The following is a 17,101-nucleotide window of genomic DNA, read 5'->3' on the forward strand; positions in this document are numbered from 1 at the left end:
AAACGCGTCTCTATTACGACGGGCCGTTCTGCGCCCATGAGGATCGCATGAAGAAACTCGCTCTCTCCGTTCTCTTCGCTTCCGCTCTGACGGCCAGCGCACAATCGCCTCAGCTCAAGCCAGTCATCGACAAGCTGAACGTCGCCAGCGCAAAGTTTTCCAACGCAGAAGCGGACGTGGCCTACGACAACTACGTTCGCGTCGTACGTGACCACACCAAACAGACCGGCAAGATCTTCGTTGAGCGCCACGGCAAAAAGACCTCCATGGGAGCCATCTTCTTCGATCCCGGCAACTCGCAGCCTTCCAAGAAGATCAGCTACGACGGCGGCACACTGCAACTTTTCACCCCCGGTACCAACCAGGAGGATGTCTTCAGCGCAGGCAAGAACCAGGCCAGCTATGAAGGCTTTCTAACGCTTGGCTTCGGCGGCTCCGGCACCGATCTCGAGAAGGCCTGGAGCATCACCGACATGGGCACCGAACAGGTCAACGGCGTGAAAGCAGAGAAGCTCGACCTCGTCGCAAAGGACGCATCCGTGAAGAACAACTTCACGCACGTTACGCTCTGGCTGGACCTTGATCGCGGACTTTCCGTGCGCCAGATCTTCTACCAGCCCAACGGCGACACCCGCACAGCCGATTACACAAACTTCCGCTACAACCAGAAGTCAATCAATCGGAAGCCCTACGAAATCCCCACCAAGAACGTGCAGCGAACCAACCATTAATCGTTTCAATCAGCCTTCGAAAACGTCGCTGCCGACTCCGGCAGCGACGTTTTTCTTTGCGCCAGCGCCACCCCAGCCAGCAGCAGAACCACCGGCAGACACTCCACGGTGTAACGCTGTTCGGAGTTATCGATCGTCAGCAAGAGTACCGTGCGCAGCGCAACAAACATCACGCCCGCAAGCGGCAACGGCTCACGCCACCACTTCGGCCAACGCCGCAACCCCACCAGCGCCAGCAGCAGCAGTGAAAGGTTCAGAGCAGCATAAAGAGCGCAAACTATCGACGCCCCGGGATGCTCCCGCCAGCGCCACCACGCAAGCGGCAGCCGGAAGAACTCCGTTCGCGGCCTCAGCCACATATCGGCCACACGCCCCACCGGCATCAGCACATACGTCCGCAGCGGATGCCTTGCAGCACGCTCTGCCGCAATCTCTGCAAAGATCGCGTCCACCGGCCGAGTCGCCGACTGCTGCCGGTTGTACAACTCGTACGCATGAGCCGTCTTCGCTCGTTCCGCAGGTGTATCCATCGCGCGATCAGGCAGATCACTCAGCCTGATCACCCCGCCGTCCCACATCCAGTAGGTGTTGACCGTCGACCAATACTCCACCGCCCACGTGCGATACCAGCGGTTGAACCCCGGAGCCACATACTCGCCCGGATCGTTCGCATACTTCGGTGCCAGCGGTTGAATCACACGGAAGACCCGCCAGTTGCGCACAGCCCAGCCAGCCAGCGGCAGCGACACCATTCCGCAAACCAGAAGCACCGGCATCACCGCCCGCCGCCTGGCGAAAACAATCATCGCCAGCACACAAACCATCGCCAGCAACCCACGATCAGGCCGTAGCAGCACGGCAAACAGTGACGCAGCCCCCATCGCAACGGCCCAGCGAGCCTTGCGGTCCCCCTGCCAGCGCTGCAACGCCACAAGGGCCACCACGAGGCAAACCATCGCCAGACTTTCCGTCAGCGCCAGCGCGTCATACTCTGCCGTAAAGGGACACAGACAAGCCAGCCAAAGCACCGCCAGCCCCACCCGCTCACCCAGCGACCGGGCTGCAGCCCTCGCCAGCGCCCAGCAGGCAGCCAGAGCCAGAACGATCTGCACCCACACCGCAGCCGAATATCGCCCTTCGCCAAAGAGGTTGAAGCACAACCCAAGAAACAGCGGATACCCCGGCAGCCGAATCATCGTCGACCGAACGCGCATCCCCTCCGTAAGCCCGTAGATATGGTGGTCCAGCATGTTGCGGGCCAAGTCACCATAGACCAGCGTGTCGCCGTCAAAGCGAGGATGATGCACAGCAAAAATCGCGCGCAGGGCCAACCCGCAGGCGATTGCCAGCCACCACCAGCCACTCTGCCGACTCCATGAACGCATGTCCCTGCATCATACTGCTCAGTCGCAGATAAAATAGCCTCCGGAGCCCTTGAACCCAAACCTGCCGCATGAGCAAACCTGTCTTCTACGACCCACAACGTAAGCGCTGGAAGCGTCTTCGCCGCATTTTCGATTCGCTTGCCTTGTTTGGCGCCGTCGTCGGCGTTCTGTTTGTTATAGGACTGGTGCGCATGAAGCCCATGCGCGGTCTCGATCTGCGCTCCACCACCAAGCGCTATCGCGCCTTGTCGCACCCACCCGAAGTAGAAAAGCGCTCCAAGGAAAAGCTCAACCGCTCCGCTCATCGCCACTCCGAGCTCATGCCCTCCGACGTCGTGATGAACCAGGGCGAAGGCCTGCGTGCGGCCTTCTATACCGACGTGGACCCCGCCGCAATTGCGTCGCTGAAGCAGCACGTCAAGCAGATCGACCTTCTCTTCCCCGAGTGGCTGCACGTCATCACGCCCGACGGCTCGCTGACCGCCTACTCCTCTTCCAACACGCCCTTCCCTGTCATCGACAAGGCAGGCGTGCATGGTGTCGACCGCGAAAACCGCGTCGTGCGTGCGCTGCAGTCTGCCCACGAAGACACCGAAATCTTTCCGCTGGTCAATAACTACTCGCCAACTGAAGGCGTCTTCGAGCCCACCATCGGGCCCTTCCTGCTCAGCGCCGAGGCACGCACTCACTTCCAGCAGCAGGCTGACCAGTTTCTCGCCGCGAACACCCGTTATCGCGGCCTTACCTTCGACTTCCAGGCCATCCCTCCCGAAGCACAATCAGGCTTCCGCACGCTCGTCGCGGCCATCTACGACGACCTCCACGCCCGCAACCTCCGGCTCTACATCACCGTCCCTGTTGGCGACGCGAACTACGACTACTCCTTCCTCGCCGACCACTCCGACGGCCTTGTGCTGATGAACTACGACCAGCACCAGAGTGGAACGATGCCCGGCCCCGTGGCGGGGCAGGACTGGTTCGAAAAGAACCTCATTGAGATCCTGAAGACCGTTCCGCGCGAAAAGCTTATCTGCTCCATCGGCAACTACGGCTACGACTGGACGACCGCGCTTCCGCAGCCGTCAGCGAAACCCAGCCGTCACTCCCCGAAGGCCGCCCCGGCCTCTGCGCCACAGAACACAGACAGCATCCTCTCGTCGACCAACCTCTCCACCCAGGAAGCCTGGGCCGCCGCCAATGATGCCGGCGCAAAGATCGAACTCGACGACCCCTCGCTGAACCCGCACTTCGCCTACGACGATGACGACGCCCACGTCCGTCATGAGGTCTGGTTCCTCGACGCCGTCACCGCTCTGAACGAGATGCGCGTCGCCCGAGCCCTCGGCCTGCAGACCTTCGCCCTCTGGCGTCTCGGCACCGAGGATGACTCCATCTGGAAGGTCTGGGACAACCCGCTCAAAACCGACCCGGCCAAGGCCCTTGCCACCGTCAACCCAGGCTGGGACGTCAACACCGAAGGCGACGGAGACATCCTCCGCGTCACAGGCCTGCCGCAGGTCGGCCACCGCACACTCTCCGTGGACGTCGATCCGACGATTCCGAATCAATATCTCTCCATCGTCAACGAAACGATGGACTCCTATCCCCTGCCCTACACGCTCACGCAGTACGGCTACCATCCGAAGAAAGTGGCCATCACCTTTGACGATGGCCCTGATCCAACCTGGACGCCAAAGATCCTCGACATCCTGAAGAAGAAGGACGTAAAAGCCACCTTCCTCATGATCGGCGAAGAGGCCGAAGACAACGTCAGCGTGATGCAACGCGTCTACCGCGAAGGTCACGAGATCGGCAACCACACCTTCACGCATCCGGACATCTCGGAGGTTTCGCCGCGCAGCGTCACGCTGCAGATAGACCTCACTGAGCGCCTCTTCCGCTCCAAACTCGGCGTGTCGCCGGTTTACTTCCGTCCGCCATACTCCATCGATCAGGAGCCAGACACCAACGACCAGGCCGCACCGATCGAGGCCATCCAGTCGATGGGCTACGTCATTCTCGGCAACAAGATCGACACCAACGACTGGGACGAGCACCCGCGCAAGACACCCAACGAGATCGTCGCAAGCGTCTTCGATCAGATCAAGGAATCGCAGACCAAGACGTGGATGAAGGGCTCCATCATCCTCATGCACGACGGCGGCGGCGATCGTTCCGCTACCGTTGCGGCGCTCCCCGTCCTCATCGACGCACTGCGCGCCCACGGCTACGAAATCGTTCCCGTTCATGACCTGATTGGCAAAACGCGTGACGAAGTCATGCCTCCGCTCACAACGCGGCGCGAACGCTTCTCCGCAGCAGCCGACTCCATCACCTTCTTCTTCATCTCGTTCTTCAACCACTTCGTCATCTACGTCTTCTTCATCGGCGACGTGCTGATGACCGCGCGTCTCATCATCATCGGGATCTGCGCGCTCATCGACCGCCTCCGCAAGCGCAAGGACTTCTCCACGCCCGACTATCAACCGCGCGTCGCAGTCCTGATCCCTGCCTACAACGAAGAGACCGTCATCGCGCGCACCGTCCGCTCGGTGCTGATGTCGAACTACAAGAACCTCCGCATCGTTGTCATCGACGACGGCTCCAAGGACACTACCGCAGAGGTCGTTCGCAACACCTACGCGAAGGAGATCGCCGACGGGCGCGTCGAGGTCATGGTGAAGCCCAACGGCGGCAAGGCCGAAGCGCTCAACTACGCCCTCGAACACATCCACGAAGAGATCTACATCGGTATCGACGCCGACGGCGTTATCGCCCACGACGCCATCAGCCGTCTCGTTTGCCACTTCGCCAACCCGCACATTGGGGCCGTCGCAGGCAACGCAAAGGTCGGCAACCGCGTAAACCTGTGGACCCGCTGGCAGGCGCTCGAGTACATCACCTCGCAGAACTTCGAACGCCGCGCGCTCGATCTCTTCGACGTCGTGATGGTCGTCCCCGGCGCCATCGGCGCCTGGCGCACAGCAGCCGTAAAGGCTGGCGGCGCCTACGCTCCCGACACCGTCGCCGAAGACGCCGACCTCACCATGAACCTGCTCGAGCAGGGCTACGCCGTGATCTACGAAGATCAGGCACTCGCCTTCACCGAAGCTCCTGTCAACGCCAGCGGCCTCGCGCGTCAGCGCTTCCGCTGGAGCTTCGGCATCCTGCAGGCCGTCTTCAAGCACCGCATGGCGATCCGCAACCGTCGCGCGATGGGTCTCTTCGCTTTACCCAACATCGTGATCTTCCAGATCATGCTGCCGCTGGTCTCGCCACTCATCGACCTGATGTTTGTGGCTGGCGTCCTGCACTACTTCATCGACCTCTACTTCCACCCGGAAACAACCAGCCCGTCCGACTTCTTCAAGCTGTTGGCGTTCTTCCTCACCTTCCTGCTGGTGGACTTCCTCGCCTCCGCTTTGGCCTTTGCGCTCGAACGCAAACACCCCGCCTCAAAGGGCGATGCGTGGCTGCTGGTCCACATTTGGATTCAGCGTTTCACCTATCGCCAGCTCTTCTCGTGGGTTCTGCTGAAGACGGTCAAACGCGCCATCGACGGCAAGCCCTTCAACTGGGACAAGCTCGAACGCACAGCCCAGATGTCGAAAGAAACAGAGAGCATCACCGGCGGTAATTGAACCCCTGGCCGGAACATCTAGCGTTGGCAACACCCGGAGCGAACCATGGATATCTCGAGCCTGAACGCCTTCATCAACGAGCCCTTCACCGACTTCACCAACGGTGACAACAAGCGCGCCTACGAGCAGGCCATCGCTCACGCCCGCAGCGAAGCCGACCGCGTCTACGCCACCATCATTGGCGGACAGCATCGCCACCTCGCGGAGAAGTTCACCTCGACCAACCCGGCCAACCCCGCCGAGATCGTCGGCACGCACTTCGAGAGCACTCCCTCCGACGTTGCCGAAGCGATCGACGCCGCACGCACAGCCTTCCCCTCGTGGTCGCGCCAACCCGTCATCGCCCGCGTCAAGCTATTGCTTGATGCCGCGAAGATCATCCGTGAACGCCACTTCGAGTTCTGCGCCTGGCTCACCCTCGAAGTCGGCAAGAACTGGGCCGAGGCGGACGCCGACGTCGGCGAGTGCATCGACTTCCTCGAGTTCTACGCACGCGAAGCCCTCAAGCTCGACGGTGCCACCACGCCCATCCAGTTCCCCGGCGAAAAGAACCTCCTGCGCTACGTTCCGCTCGGCGTCGGCGCAGTCATCCCACCGTGGAACTTCCCCTTCGCCATCATGGCCGGCATGACCGCCGCCTCTATCGTCTGCGGCAACTGCGTCGTGCTCAAGCCCTCGCCCGAAGCCCCTACGCTCGCCGCACGCTTCGTCGCCGTACTCGAAGAAGTCGGCCTGCCAGCAGGCGTCGTGAACCTCGTCCACGGCGGCCCCGAAGTAGGCCGCGCACTCACCGAGTCGCCACTCGTCCACTTCATCGCCTTCACCGGCTCCAAGAAGGTCGGCCTTGAAATCCACGAGAAGGCCGCGAAGGTCGTCCCCGGACAGCGTCACATCAAGCGCACCATCCTCGAACTCGGTGGCAAGGATGCCATCATCGTCGAAGCCGACGCCGACATCGCGGACGCTGTCGAAGGTGTCGCCGCCTCGGCCTTCGGCTTCAACGGACAGAAGTGCTCCGCCTGCTCCCGCGCCATCGTCGCCGACGCCGTCTACGACTCCTTCTGCGATCTTCTCCGCGACCGCGTCGAGAGCATCAAGAGCGGAACGCCGGAGTCCAACGCCTACGCGGGCCCCGTCATCAACCAGGCCGCCTACGATCGCGTCCTCAGCTACATCGAGATCGGTAAAGCCGAGAGCACCCTGCTCACCGGCGGCCACGCTCTGAAGCCCGCCGCCGAAGGCTACTTCATCGCGCCAACCATCTTCCGCGACGTCAAGCCCAACGCCCGCATCGCGCAGGAGGAGGTCTTCGGCCCCCTGCTCGCCGTCATCCGCTCCAGCAGCTTCGACGACGCGCTGCACATCGCCAACGACACCGAGTACGGCCTCACCGGTGCCATCTACACAGGCTCGCGCGAGAAGCTGAACCGCGCTCGTGATGAGTTCCAGGTCGGCAACCTCTACCTGAACCGCAAATGCACCGGCGCCATGGTCGGCGCACATCCCTTCGGAGGCTTCCAACTCTCCGGCACGGACAGCAAGGCAGGCGGCCCTGACTACCTCACCCTCTTCACGCAGGCAAAGTCCATCGCCGAAAAGCGCGGCATCGTCAGCGAAGAAGCAGAGGAGCAGGAAGACCGCATGGGCATCTAGCAGCAACGAACGGCGCAGAGCACTCCCTCTGCGCCGTTCGCCTTTACAGCCTAAGGATGCTCAAAGCCTCGCTGATAGCCTCGGAGATACCCCGAGCGAAAAGCATCGCGGTAGACAGGGAACGGCCCCATTCCCGGCTGAAACCCGGGGGTGTCGTGAAAGGCCCGCATGCGATACGGATCGTTACGCCGCCCATCGTAAGCCGCCCGCGCGCCATCAGCCCTACCGGTCTGGAACCCGTTCCTCTCAGCCACCTGCACCAGCGGCGAAACCGGCCCCGGAGGAGAAGGCGGCGGTGGAACAATATAGGTATGAGAACAACCCAGCGCGCCCCCAAGAATCGCGCTGACAAAAAGACCGCAAACCGTACGTCGAACCTGCATGTTTCACCTCACTACATTTACAACGCGAGGTGATATCAAATGTTGCTGTTCGAACTTTAGTGGGATAGCGAAGTACAACCATCCAATTTCCGATAAACAAGTGATGCAAGCAGCGAATTACCAAGAAATACACGTCATTCTTGCCGATAACCAGGCGATCTTCCGCACGGGCATCGCTCGCGTTCTCGCACTCGAACCCGGCATTAAAGTCGTCTCGCAATGCTCCGACGCGACACGTTTAAAGGAAGCCGTCGGCGCACTTCGCCGCTCCATCGTCATCTTCCCCTCGTCCATTTCGAACGACCTCGGCGACCTTCTCGACTGGATCGAGCAGGCTGGCTCGCGCTCGGTGATGATCCTCGAGCATGGAGTGGAAGCAGACGAAGCCGTCATGCGCCGCGTAGAAGGCGTTGTGCTGCGTTCCGTCGCAGGCCCCCAACTCATTGACTGCCTACAGCGCGTCGCCGAAGGCAAGCGCTCCGTGCAGCGTGCCAGCGTCCGTGACATGCCCTCCCCCGACCGCGCTGGCGCTCGCGTGCTCGCCCGCCTCACGCCGAAGGAGATGCAGATCATCGCACTCGTCGCCGACGGTGCCAAGAACAAGGACATCGCCACGCAACTCGGCACCAAGGAGCAGGTCGTCAAGAACTACCTGCGTGCCATCTACGACAAGACCGGCGTCTCCGACCGCCTCGAACTCGCGCTCTACACCGTCCACCACCGGGCACTGGCCGAGGCCATCGAACGCGTGCACCCCCTGCGCAGCAAGCGCGCCTAAGCAACGAAGCAGAACGAATTCCCCCTGAAAGGCTCTATCATCTAGAGATGAGCCTTCGCCCCTTCCACATCGCGTTCCCTGTCGACGACCTCGCAGCCGCCCGGCACTTCTACGGAACCGTACTGGGATGCCCGGAAGGCCGCTCCTCCGATCACTGGATCGACTTCGACTTCTTCGGCCACCAGATCGTCGCGCACTACAAGCCAAAAGCCCCCGAAGCCGCTCACAGCAACGCCGTCGACGGACACGCCGTACCCGTTCCCCACTTCGGCGTAGTGCTCACTCCCGCCGAATGGGACGCTCTCGCCGAACGCATGAAGGCCGCCGGTACAAGCTTCATCATCGAGCCCTACACCCGCTTCAAAGGCGAAGTCGGCGAGCAGTCCACCATGTTCTTTCTCGACCCCGCAGGCAATGCGCTCGAGTTCAAAGCCTTCAACGATCTCTCCCAACTTTTCGCCAAATGACTCTGTCTTCACGCCCCACCTCAGCCACCACCTGGCCTGACCGCCTCGGCATTGCGACCTCCGCACTCTGCGTCGTCCACTGCCTGCTCACGCCGATCCTCATCTCGTTCTCCGCGGTCCTCGCTCACTTCCTTCCTTCGGAAGAAGGGACGCACCGCTCGCTTGCAGTGATCGTGGCTCTACTCGGCACCATCGCTCTGCTGCGCGGCATCCGCATCCACAAGCAGCGCAGCATCGTCGTTCTGATGTTTGCCGGCCTCGCCTGCATCGCGCTCGGAGCCTTCTTCGGCGATCACCTGCCCGCGCATTGGATGGAAGTCGCCATCACCGGTGCAGGCAGCGCGCTGATGATCACCGCACATCGCAAGAACCACACCTTTTGCCGCGACTGCGCCTGCGCATCGCACTGCTCCAGCAAGGAATAACGCCCATGCCTATCGTCATCGAAGAAGCCACATTCAACGACCTCCCCGCCATGTCCCGCCTCCGCGGCGAGCAGTGGGGCTCAGCCAACGAGTGGGAACCGCGCATCACCGCCTACATGATCCGCCAGCAGACGCCCCAGTTCGGCCTCGAACCCCGAACGCTCCTCGTCGCCGTCGACACCGATGAGAACGAAGTCGTCGGCATGGCTGCCGGTCACCTCTCCGTGCGCTTCGACACCAAGGGCGAAATCCACTGGCTCGACGTCGACGCTCGCCTTCGCGGCCAGCGCATCGCCGACAAGCTGCTGGCTGGCCTCTTCGACTGGTTCCGCAGCCAGGGCGCAACCAAGATCTGCGTCAACGTGACACCCACCAACGACGCTGCCCGAACCGTCTTCACACGCCTCGGAGCGGAGTCGATGGGAACGCACTGGATGGTCTTCAACAACATCTCCGCCGCGCAGTAAAGTCCAGCAACGCAGTAAATTCAAGCAGCGCAGGAGGCCTCTCCAGCCCCCTGCGCTTCCCTTCACCACATCTTCGGAACAGCACCCGCCGTCATGCTCGAGCCTTGCGGCACATGCAGAGCATTCAGATAGGGTTGGGCCGCAGCGTCATACGTCACGCTGACGCTACCCGGGCTGCCGTCGGAACCATCCGAGCCATCGCTGCCATCCGAGCCGCTGCTTCCGCTCATGCCGTTCGGCGACCCACTGCCTCCCGAGCCACCCGAACCGCCTTTACCGCCACGACCACCACGGCCTCCCGAACCACCGTTCGAAGCCACCGTCAGAGAGCCACCCTTCGGGTCCACAAGAAAGTACTGCATCCTGCCGTTGCCGGTAGTCGTGCTCACCTGCAGCAGTTGGCTCTTGCGACGCCAGCGAACAGCCACGGCAACATCCGGCCCATTGCCTCCATCACTGCCAGCGCTGCCGCTGGAACCCGCCGTACCATCCCCACCGTTGCCGCCAGGCGAAGGGTTATTCGGATCAATCGAGCCCGTCGAACCATCACTTCCAGCATTGCCATTCGTTCCGCTCTGTCCATCCGCTCCGCTGGAGCCAGCGTAGATCGAGCGAAACGCATAGTCATAGCGAACAGGAACATCCAACTGCGCATGAACGGCAGGTTGGCTGACAACCGCAACTGCCACATGACCGGTCTGCTTATCGCTCGCGCGCGGGTCAGACGCCAACGAGACCTTACCCTTCTTACTCACCTGCACGACCGACGAAGTCAGAGCCAGGTCCTTCCACATCACCTTCCCGTGTCCTGCCCCTTGCGTCGTCAGCGTCTTGCCGTCCGCAGTCTGAAAGCTCACGATCATCTTGGCTTTCGTTCCAGGAGCAACGCCCGGCCCGTTCACCAGCATCGGCGTCATCGACACCACAGGAATCTTCTGCAGCGACACCTTCCACCCCAGCTTTACCTGTAACCCGGCACACCCGCACAGACCACAGAAGGACAGCATCGCCGCTGCCCGCATAACGATTCTCCACGCCATCTTGCCACCGTTTTCCATCTCCGCGTCTCCTGATACGGCAAGGCTCAACAGCCTGATCGTGCACATCCCTGCCGCACCTGAGTTACGAGACATTTCGCCAAAGAGACGCAACGTCTTTTTGCAGAAAGCCGTGTTCCTACAGGGATTGCGCTAACTTTTCCAAACGAAAAAAGCTCCCCGCAAAGGAGGAGCTTTCGTTCGTAAGTAGAGTTGTGGCGTTACGTTAGACAGCAACCGTAAAGCTATCTTCGCTACGCGTCACCGCGCGATACAGCGTGTCTCGCTCAAACGGCACACGCCCAGCTTCCGTAATCAAACGCTCCAGATCACGACGACGCAGCCCCTGCGGCGTGTTCGCACCGGCATCATGGTAGATCTTCTCCTCCACAACTGTACCGTCGATATCATCCGCGCCAAAGCGCAGCGAAATCTGCGCCATCTTCGGCGTCACCATCTGCCAGTAGCTCTTGATGTGCGGGAAGTTGTCCAGCATCAGGCGGCTGACCGCGATCTGACGAATGTCCGTCATGCCCGTCGACTTCGGAAGATGTCCTAGCGCCGTGTTGTCCGGGTGGAAGCTTAGCGGAATAAACGTCTGGAAGCCGTTCGTGTCATCCTGCACCGCACGCAACCTCAGCAGGTGATCAACGCGGTCCTCGTCATTCTCAATGTGTCCGTAAAGCATCGTCGCGTTCGACTTCAACCCGGCCTTATGCGCTAACCGTGCCGTATCCAGCCACTCCGACCCATCAATCTTGTGATCGCAGATGATGTGGCGCACACGGTCTGCAAAGATCTCCGCGCCGCCGCCTGGGCAGGAGTCCACACCCGCCGCCTTCATCTTCTCGATCGTATCTTCGATCGTCATCTTGCCACGTTTGGCCAGGAACGCAATCTCTACCATCGTGAACGCCTTCACATGCACCTGCGGATAGCGCTGCTTCAAGCCACTCACAAGATCCATGAAGTACTCAAACGGCAGGTCAGGATGAAGCCCGCCTACAATGTGGAACTCCGTAACCGCTTCCGTCAGCCCTTGCCCTGCGGTCTCCCACGCCTCTTCCAACGCCATCGTGTACGTGTCAGCCGCGCCCTTCTTGCGGCCAAAGGCACACAAGCGGCAGCTCGCCACACAAACGTTCGTCGGGTTGATATGGCGGTTCACGTTGAAGTACGCCACATCGCCATGCAGGCGCTCGCGAACGAGGTTCGCCATCCAGCCCACGGCCAGAATGTCGCCCGTGCGATAAAGCGCAACGCCGTCTTCAAACGTCAGCCGTTGGCCTTGCTGCACCTTCTCTGCGATCGGCTCCAGTGCGGGGTCGTCTGTCTGAAATCCGTGCCGGGGTTTCTGCGTCAGCGGGGTCTGCATGTCTTCTATTCTACGACGCAGCCAACCAATGTAGCCTGTTTACGTTCCTGGATTTACATTCCCGGAGGGGCACAATGGAAGAGCAGTTCTGGAAGCAGAAGTGGCAGGACAATGAAATTTTCTTTCACGAAGGCCAGCCGAACCACCTGATGCTTCGCCACATCGGCTCCCTCGCCCTGCACCCCGGCGCACGCGTCTTCGTCCCGCTCTGCGGTAAGAGCTACGACCTGCACTGGCTTCGCCAGCAGGGCTACGACGTCGTCGGTGCAGAACTCTCGCAGATCGCCATCGACCAGCTCTTCGAAGAGCTGAACCTCCAGCCCACCATTGAACCTATCGGCGCTCTGCTGCGTTACACCGCCCCCGGCATGACCATCTTCGTCGGCAGCATCTTCGCGCTCGATGCCGCAACGCTCGGCCCCATCGACGCCATCTACGACCGCGCCGCCATGGTCGCGCTGCCAAAGCCTCTCCGCGAGCAGTACATCGCCCACCTCGACACGCTTGCCGCCTCCGCGCCGCGCCTGCTCATCACCTTCACCTACGACCAGACGCTACAGGCGGGCCCGCCGTTCTCGCTCGATGAACAACTCATCCACCACGACCTCGGCACAGCGCACAAGCTCACGCTGCTCGAAACCGCCGACGTCCCCGGTGGCCTGAAGGTCAAATGCCCAGCCACCGAGTCCGCCTGGCTCGTCGAGTCGCATTAACTACAGCGAAAGCTACTTTCGCTGTAGTTTTTCCTTCGCCGCTGGCCCAAACTTCGAGTCCACCATACGCGGCTGAATCACCATGCCGTCAAACAGCGACGCACCGATCAGGTGGTCTCCCACCGGCCGCGCGAATCGCAGGTTCCAGCCAGTCTCCCAGTAAGACACCTTGTAATCCGGCAGCGAAACCGCAAACGCAAACGGCGTCGTGATTGAGGTAACCAGCACGCGGTGCTGAGGAGCATCGAAGTGAATGTCATCCACCTGCGTGATAAAGAGGTTGTGCAACGTATTCCAGGTCTCACCGTAATCCGTCGAGTAGTACACGCCCTCACGGCCGCCAACCCACAGGTTGTTCAGCTCATCCACAGCCACAGCACCAATCTGGGTCAGGTCCTTCGGCAGCGCCACGGTATCCCATGTCTTGCCGTAGTCCACCGAAAGCGCCAGTCGCTTCAGCGTGCCCACAAGAACAGCCTTGCCATGCGCCCCGATAAAGCGCGTATCCGGCATTGCAAGCTCCGCCACAGGCGTCCAGCTCTCTCCGCTGTCGAACGACTTCACCACACCGTTCGTCGTACCCGCGTAAAGTGTGTCGCCCAGTCGCTGGATGGTATACACAACCGAATCCATCTGTACCGGCTCCGCAGGGGGCGCAGGCTTCTTTGGCCTTGCCGTGCGCTTCTGCGCTGACGCTCTCCTCACTCTGGCCTGCTCCGCCGTCAACGGCAGATAGAACGCCACCGTTGCCTTGTGAGCGCTAGAGTGGGCGGTCGTCTTTTTCCTGCTGCTCGGTGCGCTCTTCTTGCTGACCGGAGCCTTCTCACTCTTGCTCTCAACCGCCGCTGCCGGTAGCAGCTTCCCGGAATCCTTCCACTCACCATCCTGCAGATGGAAGATCCCGTGGTTGGTTCCAGCCAGAACGCTGCCGTTTGGTAGCCATGCCAGGCTGAAGACGTCACGCCCGCCAAGCCCCTGGCTCTGCTGCTCCCAGTGCAGACCACCGTCAGCGCTCATGAAGACGCCGCCCGTAGTCTTGTCGTTCACAACACCCACATAGATCGTTCCGCTATGCGGATCGGAGGTGTACGAAACAACCTGCCGCGCCGAAAAACCACTGTTCGACTGCTGGAAGGTAACGCCGCCATCTTCACTCGAAAGAACACCACCGCGATCAGTCGCCAGTAGCAGGTGGTTCGAGTTCTTCGGGTCAACCCACACGTCGTTCACAATCACGTCAGAGCCCGTAAGCCGCGCCCACGAACCGCCAGCATTCTGGGTCCGGTAAAGGCCCTCCGTCGTACCCGCATACACCGTTCCGAGAAACGCCGGGTCCTGCGTCAGCTTTCGCGTACGACGTGCGGTAGAAGGAATGCCGTTGATCTTGCGGAACTGCGCGCCACCATCCAGGCTCTTGTAGATACCCGAACACGCGCTCGCGTAAACCGTCTTCGGATGCACCGGATCGATGATGATCGAAAACACATCCGAGTCATCAATCACACCGTTCTTGATGTTCTCCCAGTGCGCTCCCCCATCCGTCGTCTTCCACGGCAGATGCCACGTCCCGGCATAGATGATGTTCGTGTCGACCGGATCAATCGCAATCGACTCAACCTCATGAATCTCCGTCGAACCGACAGGAGAAATCTGCGACCAGTGCGTGCCGTTATCGATCGAGCGGAAAACACCCTTCAACGTTCCAGCAACCAGCAGATTCGGATTCACCTCGGAACGCGCCATCGAGCGGATCGACTGGCCGCGCATCTGCGCCTGTTCATACCAGGTGCGACCGCCATCGATCGACACATACAGACCACCTTCAGGGCGATCAATCACCCAGGTGCCCACCATCAGGTGTCGAGGATCGTGAGGATCAATCAGGATATGGTCGATCACCAGGTCATCGCGCTTCGCGATCTGCGCAAGACGCGCCCAGTCATGGCCGCCATCATGCGACTCATAAACCCAGCCATTCGCTGTACCGAGAAAGAGATGCCGGGAGTCACCGGGGTCCTGCGCGATCGAACGCGCATCTCCGCCGTAAGGTCCCATAGCAAACCAGGGAACAACAGCATGAGCAGAAAGTACAGCCGCCAGGCCGAATCCCAGAAAAACGAACAAACCCAACAGCCTTGACCGCATACCTTCTACCCGATGCTCCTATATATCCACAATTTTATGCGACAGAAACTCAGACACAGCCAGAAACCCTCGAATGAGGCAAGTGGCGCTTCTTCAATCAAGCAGCAAGCCCTCATCAGGAAGACGCTGGAAGAGCATTTCTGTGAATGAAAGTACAAAGGCCGACCGGTCTCCCGGTCGGCCTTTGGCTAAGATGCAGGCCAGAGCCTACTTCTTGTGGTGACGGTGGTGGTGACCCTTTGCCGAGCGGGGGATCGCCTTCACCTTGACTTCGTCAACCGGTGTGAGACCGGTGGTGTCGAGCGTTGCGCCAGCCGGGATCAGTGTCGTCGCGCTGGTCTTGGTGCCGGCGGTGCCGGTGTAGACCGTGATGCGCGATTCATCGATGCCCTTGTCGGTGACCAGGTATGCCTTTTCGTTCACAGCACGCTCGGAAGCCTTGTGCTCAGCCATGTGCTCGCTGGGTTCAGCCGAGCCCACAACTGCCAGCTTGGCGGTCGTGTCGCGCTGTGCGCTGAGGGCGATGTCGTCAAGGCAAGCCTTGGCTTCATTGTCCACACGCGTCGGACGGCGCTTGTCGTGATCGAAGGCGATCGTGCAGAGGCTCTTGGTGACAACCGGAGCCGGTGGCGGAGCCGCAACCGTTACGGTGGTCATCTGCGAAGCCGTCTGGCCCTTATCGTCCACTGCGTTGCAGGTGACGGTGATCGTGCCAGGAGCAACACCGGTCGTTTCCAGAGCAGCCGTCGACGTGTTGCCGCTGATCGTGCCAGCAGTTGCCGAGTAGCTGTAGGTCAGAGGACGGTTCTGCGGGCTAACACCGTTCGCCGTGATGGTCGAAGGATCGCCAGGGTTCACCGTCGACGGGGTCGCCGAGCAGCCAACTGTCGGCGGCTGGAACGCGGTCACCGTGAAGGTGGTCGAGCAATCAGCAAACTGACCAGGCTTCTGGCCCTGCGAGATGTGGCCCTTCACCGTATAGGTGCCAGCCGAAAGCGTCTTCGTGTCTACCGAAGCAACGTTCGACGTGCCCGAAACCGAACCAGCGTCAGACGTCCAGGTGTAGGCAGCGTCCTTCTTGGGGTTCAGGTTGGTGCCCGTGCCGGTAACCGTGATCACATCGCCCGGGTAGATCGTTCCGGTCGGTGCCGTCACTGCGCAAGCATAGGTGACAGGCGGCGGCGGAATGATGTGGCCGAAGTGCATCAGGATACCCGAGGAGAGCTCAGCCGAACCGAGGTTCGCGCGGCCACCCAGAGTCGTTGCGGTCGGGATCGTTGTCGAAGGACCGTAGTTCAGATGCGTGTAGCGGTAGTCCGCTTCAAAGAGGCGGATGCCGAACATGTGGTTGAAGAACGGCAGATCATAGTCCATGCCGCCACCAGCCACGAGGCCTACGCCCCAGGTCCAGGGCTCGTGATAATTCGCACCCGCAGCATTGCTGTTCGGGCCGGAACCACGTACACCGCCAACCAGGCCGTGACCAAAGAGCGTGAAGTTCTGCATCGGTGCGCGGAAGATCGGACCAGCGTAACCGGAGTAGAATCCATCGCCACCGTTCGCGCTTGTGCCGTTCGGGTTCGCGAAGCCAAGAACTTCAATACCAGCGTACTTGTTGAAGTAATAAGCGCCGCTCAGTGCAGCACCCAGATCAACAGACGAGAAGTTGACGTTGGCCGGCTTTACCGTTCCATGGTTGCCCATGTACGAGTAGCCCATGAAGATATCCACGCGCGAAGGATTCGTTCCGCTCGGCGCTGGAGTTGCGGTCTGTGCGCTCAGGCTCGCTGATCCCAGGCTAACCGCACATGCAGCCAGCGCATACCGGCTGAAATTGCGAAAACGACGTTGAGACATTCGTAAATCCTCCACTCAAATAACTGCGAATAGCTTGCGGACTT

13 protein-coding genes are annotated in these 17,101 nt (G+C 60.8%); 8 read left to right on the top strand and 5 right to left on the bottom strand.

The features are described 5' to 3' along the window. Nucleotides 1-47 precede the first annotated feature (47 nt). Nucleotides 48-731: an outer membrane lipoprotein-sorting protein gene (locus tag PW792_10795; protein MDE1162414.1), complete on the top strand. Its 684-nt coding sequence runs from the start codon at nucleotides 48-50 to the stop codon at nucleotides 729-731. 5 nt (nucleotides 732-736) lie between these two features. Here the strand turns inward: PW792_10795 and PW792_10800 are convergent, their stop codons facing one another. Further along, complete coding sequence (locus PW792_10800; protein MDE1162415.1) at nucleotides 737-2,116, bottom strand: glycosyltransferase family 39 protein; 1,380 nt, start codon at nucleotides 2,114-2,116, stop codon at nucleotides 737-739. Between the two features lie 68 nt (nucleotides 2,117-2,184). Between PW792_10800 and PW792_10805 the strand changes: the two genes are divergently transcribed. The 6 genes from PW792_10805 (at nucleotide 2,185) to PW792_10830 (ending at nucleotide 9,930) form a co-directional block, all read left to right on the top strand. Then, nucleotides 2,185-5,757, top strand: coding sequence for a glycosyltransferase (locus PW792_10805; protein MDE1162416.1), 3,573 nt, complete (start codon nucleotides 2,185-2,187; stop codon nucleotides 5,755-5,757). Between the two features lie 45 nt (nucleotides 5,758-5,802). Then, on the top strand, nucleotides 5,803-7,410 hold the full coding sequence (pruA, locus tag PW792_10810) for an L-glutamate gamma-semialdehyde dehydrogenase (protein ID MDE1162417.1): 1,608 nt from the start codon (nucleotides 5,803-5,805) through the stop codon (nucleotides 7,408-7,410). 486 nt (nucleotides 7,411-7,896) lie between these two features. Further along, nucleotides 7,897-8,571 carry a response regulator transcription factor gene (locus PW792_10815; GenBank protein ID MDE1162418.1) on the top strand — a complete coding sequence of 225 codons (675 nt, stop codon included), beginning with the start codon at nucleotides 7,897-7,899 and terminating at the stop codon, nucleotides 8,569-8,571. Nucleotides 8,572-8,618: 47 nt separating this feature from the next. Further along, nucleotides 8,619-9,038, top strand: coding sequence for a VOC family protein (locus PW792_10820; GenBank protein ID MDE1162419.1), 420 nt, complete (start codon nucleotides 8,619-8,621; stop codon nucleotides 9,036-9,038). Beyond that, the gene (locus PW792_10825; GenBank protein ID MDE1162420.1) at nucleotides 9,035-9,463 is read left to right on the top strand and encodes a MerC domain-containing protein; all 429 of its coding nucleotides are present in this window, start codon (nucleotides 9,035-9,037) and stop codon (nucleotides 9,461-9,463) included. Before PW792_10820 ends, PW792_10825 begins: the two co-directional genes overlap by 4 nt. Before the next feature lie 5 nt (nucleotides 9,464-9,468). Next, nucleotides 9,469-9,930 (top strand): GNAT family N-acetyltransferase, encoded by a 462-nt coding sequence (locus PW792_10830; protein ID MDE1162421.1) that lies wholly within the window; start codon nucleotides 9,469-9,471, stop codon nucleotides 9,928-9,930. A gap of 62 nt (nucleotides 9,931-9,992) precedes the next feature. On the opposite strand, the gene PW792_10835 is transcribed toward PW792_10830, so the two are convergent. Both PW792_10835 and mqnE read right to left on the bottom strand, forming a co-directional pair. Continuing rightward, nucleotides 9,993-10,988 carry a hypothetical protein gene (locus PW792_10835; GenBank protein ID MDE1162422.1) on the bottom strand — a complete coding sequence of 332 codons (996 nt, stop codon included), beginning with the start codon at nucleotides 10,986-10,988 and terminating at the stop codon, nucleotides 9,993-9,995. 205 nt (nucleotides 10,989-11,193) lie between these two features. After that, nucleotides 11,194-12,342 (bottom strand): aminofutalosine synthase MqnE, encoded by a 1,149-nt coding sequence (gene mqnE / locus PW792_10840; GenBank protein MDE1162423.1) that lies wholly within the window; start codon nucleotides 12,340-12,342, stop codon nucleotides 11,194-11,196. 74 nt (nucleotides 12,343-12,416) lie between these two features. Between mqnE and tmpT the strand changes: the two genes are divergently transcribed. After that, a complete protein-coding gene (tmpT, locus tag PW792_10845) occupies nucleotides 12,417-13,055 on the top strand; it encodes a thiopurine S-methyltransferase (GenBank protein ID MDE1162424.1) in 639 nt (212 codons plus the stop codon). Between the two features lie 12 nt (nucleotides 13,056-13,067). Here tmpT and PW792_10850 read toward each other — a convergent pair whose 3' ends face one another. Together PW792_10850 and PW792_10855 are read right to left on the bottom strand one after the other, a co-directional pair. Continuing rightward, complete coding sequence (locus PW792_10850; protein MDE1162425.1) at nucleotides 13,068-15,179, bottom strand: hypothetical protein; 2,112 nt, start codon at nucleotides 15,177-15,179, stop codon at nucleotides 13,068-13,070. A gap of 228 nt (nucleotides 15,180-15,407) precedes the next feature. Continuing rightward, a complete protein-coding gene (locus tag PW792_10855) occupies nucleotides 15,408-17,057 on the bottom strand; it encodes a hypothetical protein (GenBank protein ID MDE1162426.1) in 1,650 nt (549 codons plus the stop codon). Nucleotides 17,058-17,101: the final 44 nt, after the last annotated feature.

The sequence above is a fragment of the Acidobacteriaceae bacterium genome, assembly GCA_028283655.1.
Taxonomy (GTDB): domain Bacteria; phylum Acidobacteriota; class Terriglobia; order Terriglobales; family Acidobacteriaceae; genus Granulicella.

Excerpts from the sequence above, each read along its gene's own strand:
- PW792_10825 (MDE1162420.1), top strand. The coding sequence starts at position 9,035 with ATGACTCTGTCTTCACGCCCCACCTCAGCCACCACCTGGCCTGACCGC.
- PW792_10815 (MDE1162418.1), top strand. The coding sequence starts at position 7,897 with ATGCAAGCAGCGAATTACCAAGAAATACACGTCATTCTTGCCGATAAC.
- PW792_10855 (MDE1162426.1), bottom strand. The coding sequence starts at position 17,057 with ATGTCTCAACGTCGTTTTCGCAATTTCAGCCGGTATGCGCTGGCTGCA.
- mqnE (MDE1162423.1), bottom strand. The coding sequence starts at position 12,342 with ATGCAGACCCCGCTGACGCAGAAACCCCGGCACGGATTTCAGACAGAC.
- PW792_10835 (MDE1162422.1), bottom strand. The coding sequence starts at position 10,988 with ATGGAAAACGGTGGCAAGATGGCGTGGAGAATCGTTATGCGGGCAGCG.
- PW792_10830 (MDE1162421.1), top strand. The coding sequence starts at position 9,469 with ATGCCTATCGTCATCGAAGAAGCCACATTCAACGACCTCCCCGCCATG.
- PW792_10800 (MDE1162415.1), bottom strand. The coding sequence starts at position 2,116 with ATGCGTTCATGGAGTCGGCAGAGTGGCTGGTGGTGGCTGGCAATCGCC.
- PW792_10820 (MDE1162419.1), top strand. The coding sequence starts at position 8,619 with ATGAGCCTTCGCCCCTTCCACATCGCGTTCCCTGTCGACGACCTCGCA.
- PW792_10795 (MDE1162414.1), top strand. The coding sequence starts at position 48 with ATGAAGAAACTCGCTCTCTCCGTTCTCTTCGCTTCCGCTCTGACGGCC.
- tmpT (MDE1162424.1), top strand. The coding sequence starts at position 12,417 with ATGGAAGAGCAGTTCTGGAAGCAGAAGTGGCAGGACAATGAAATTTTC.
- pruA (MDE1162417.1), top strand. The coding sequence starts at position 5,803 with ATGGATATCTCGAGCCTGAACGCCTTCATCAACGAGCCCTTCACCGAC.
- PW792_10805 (MDE1162416.1), top strand. The coding sequence starts at position 2,185 with ATGAGCAAACCTGTCTTCTACGACCCACAACGTAAGCGCTGGAAGCGT.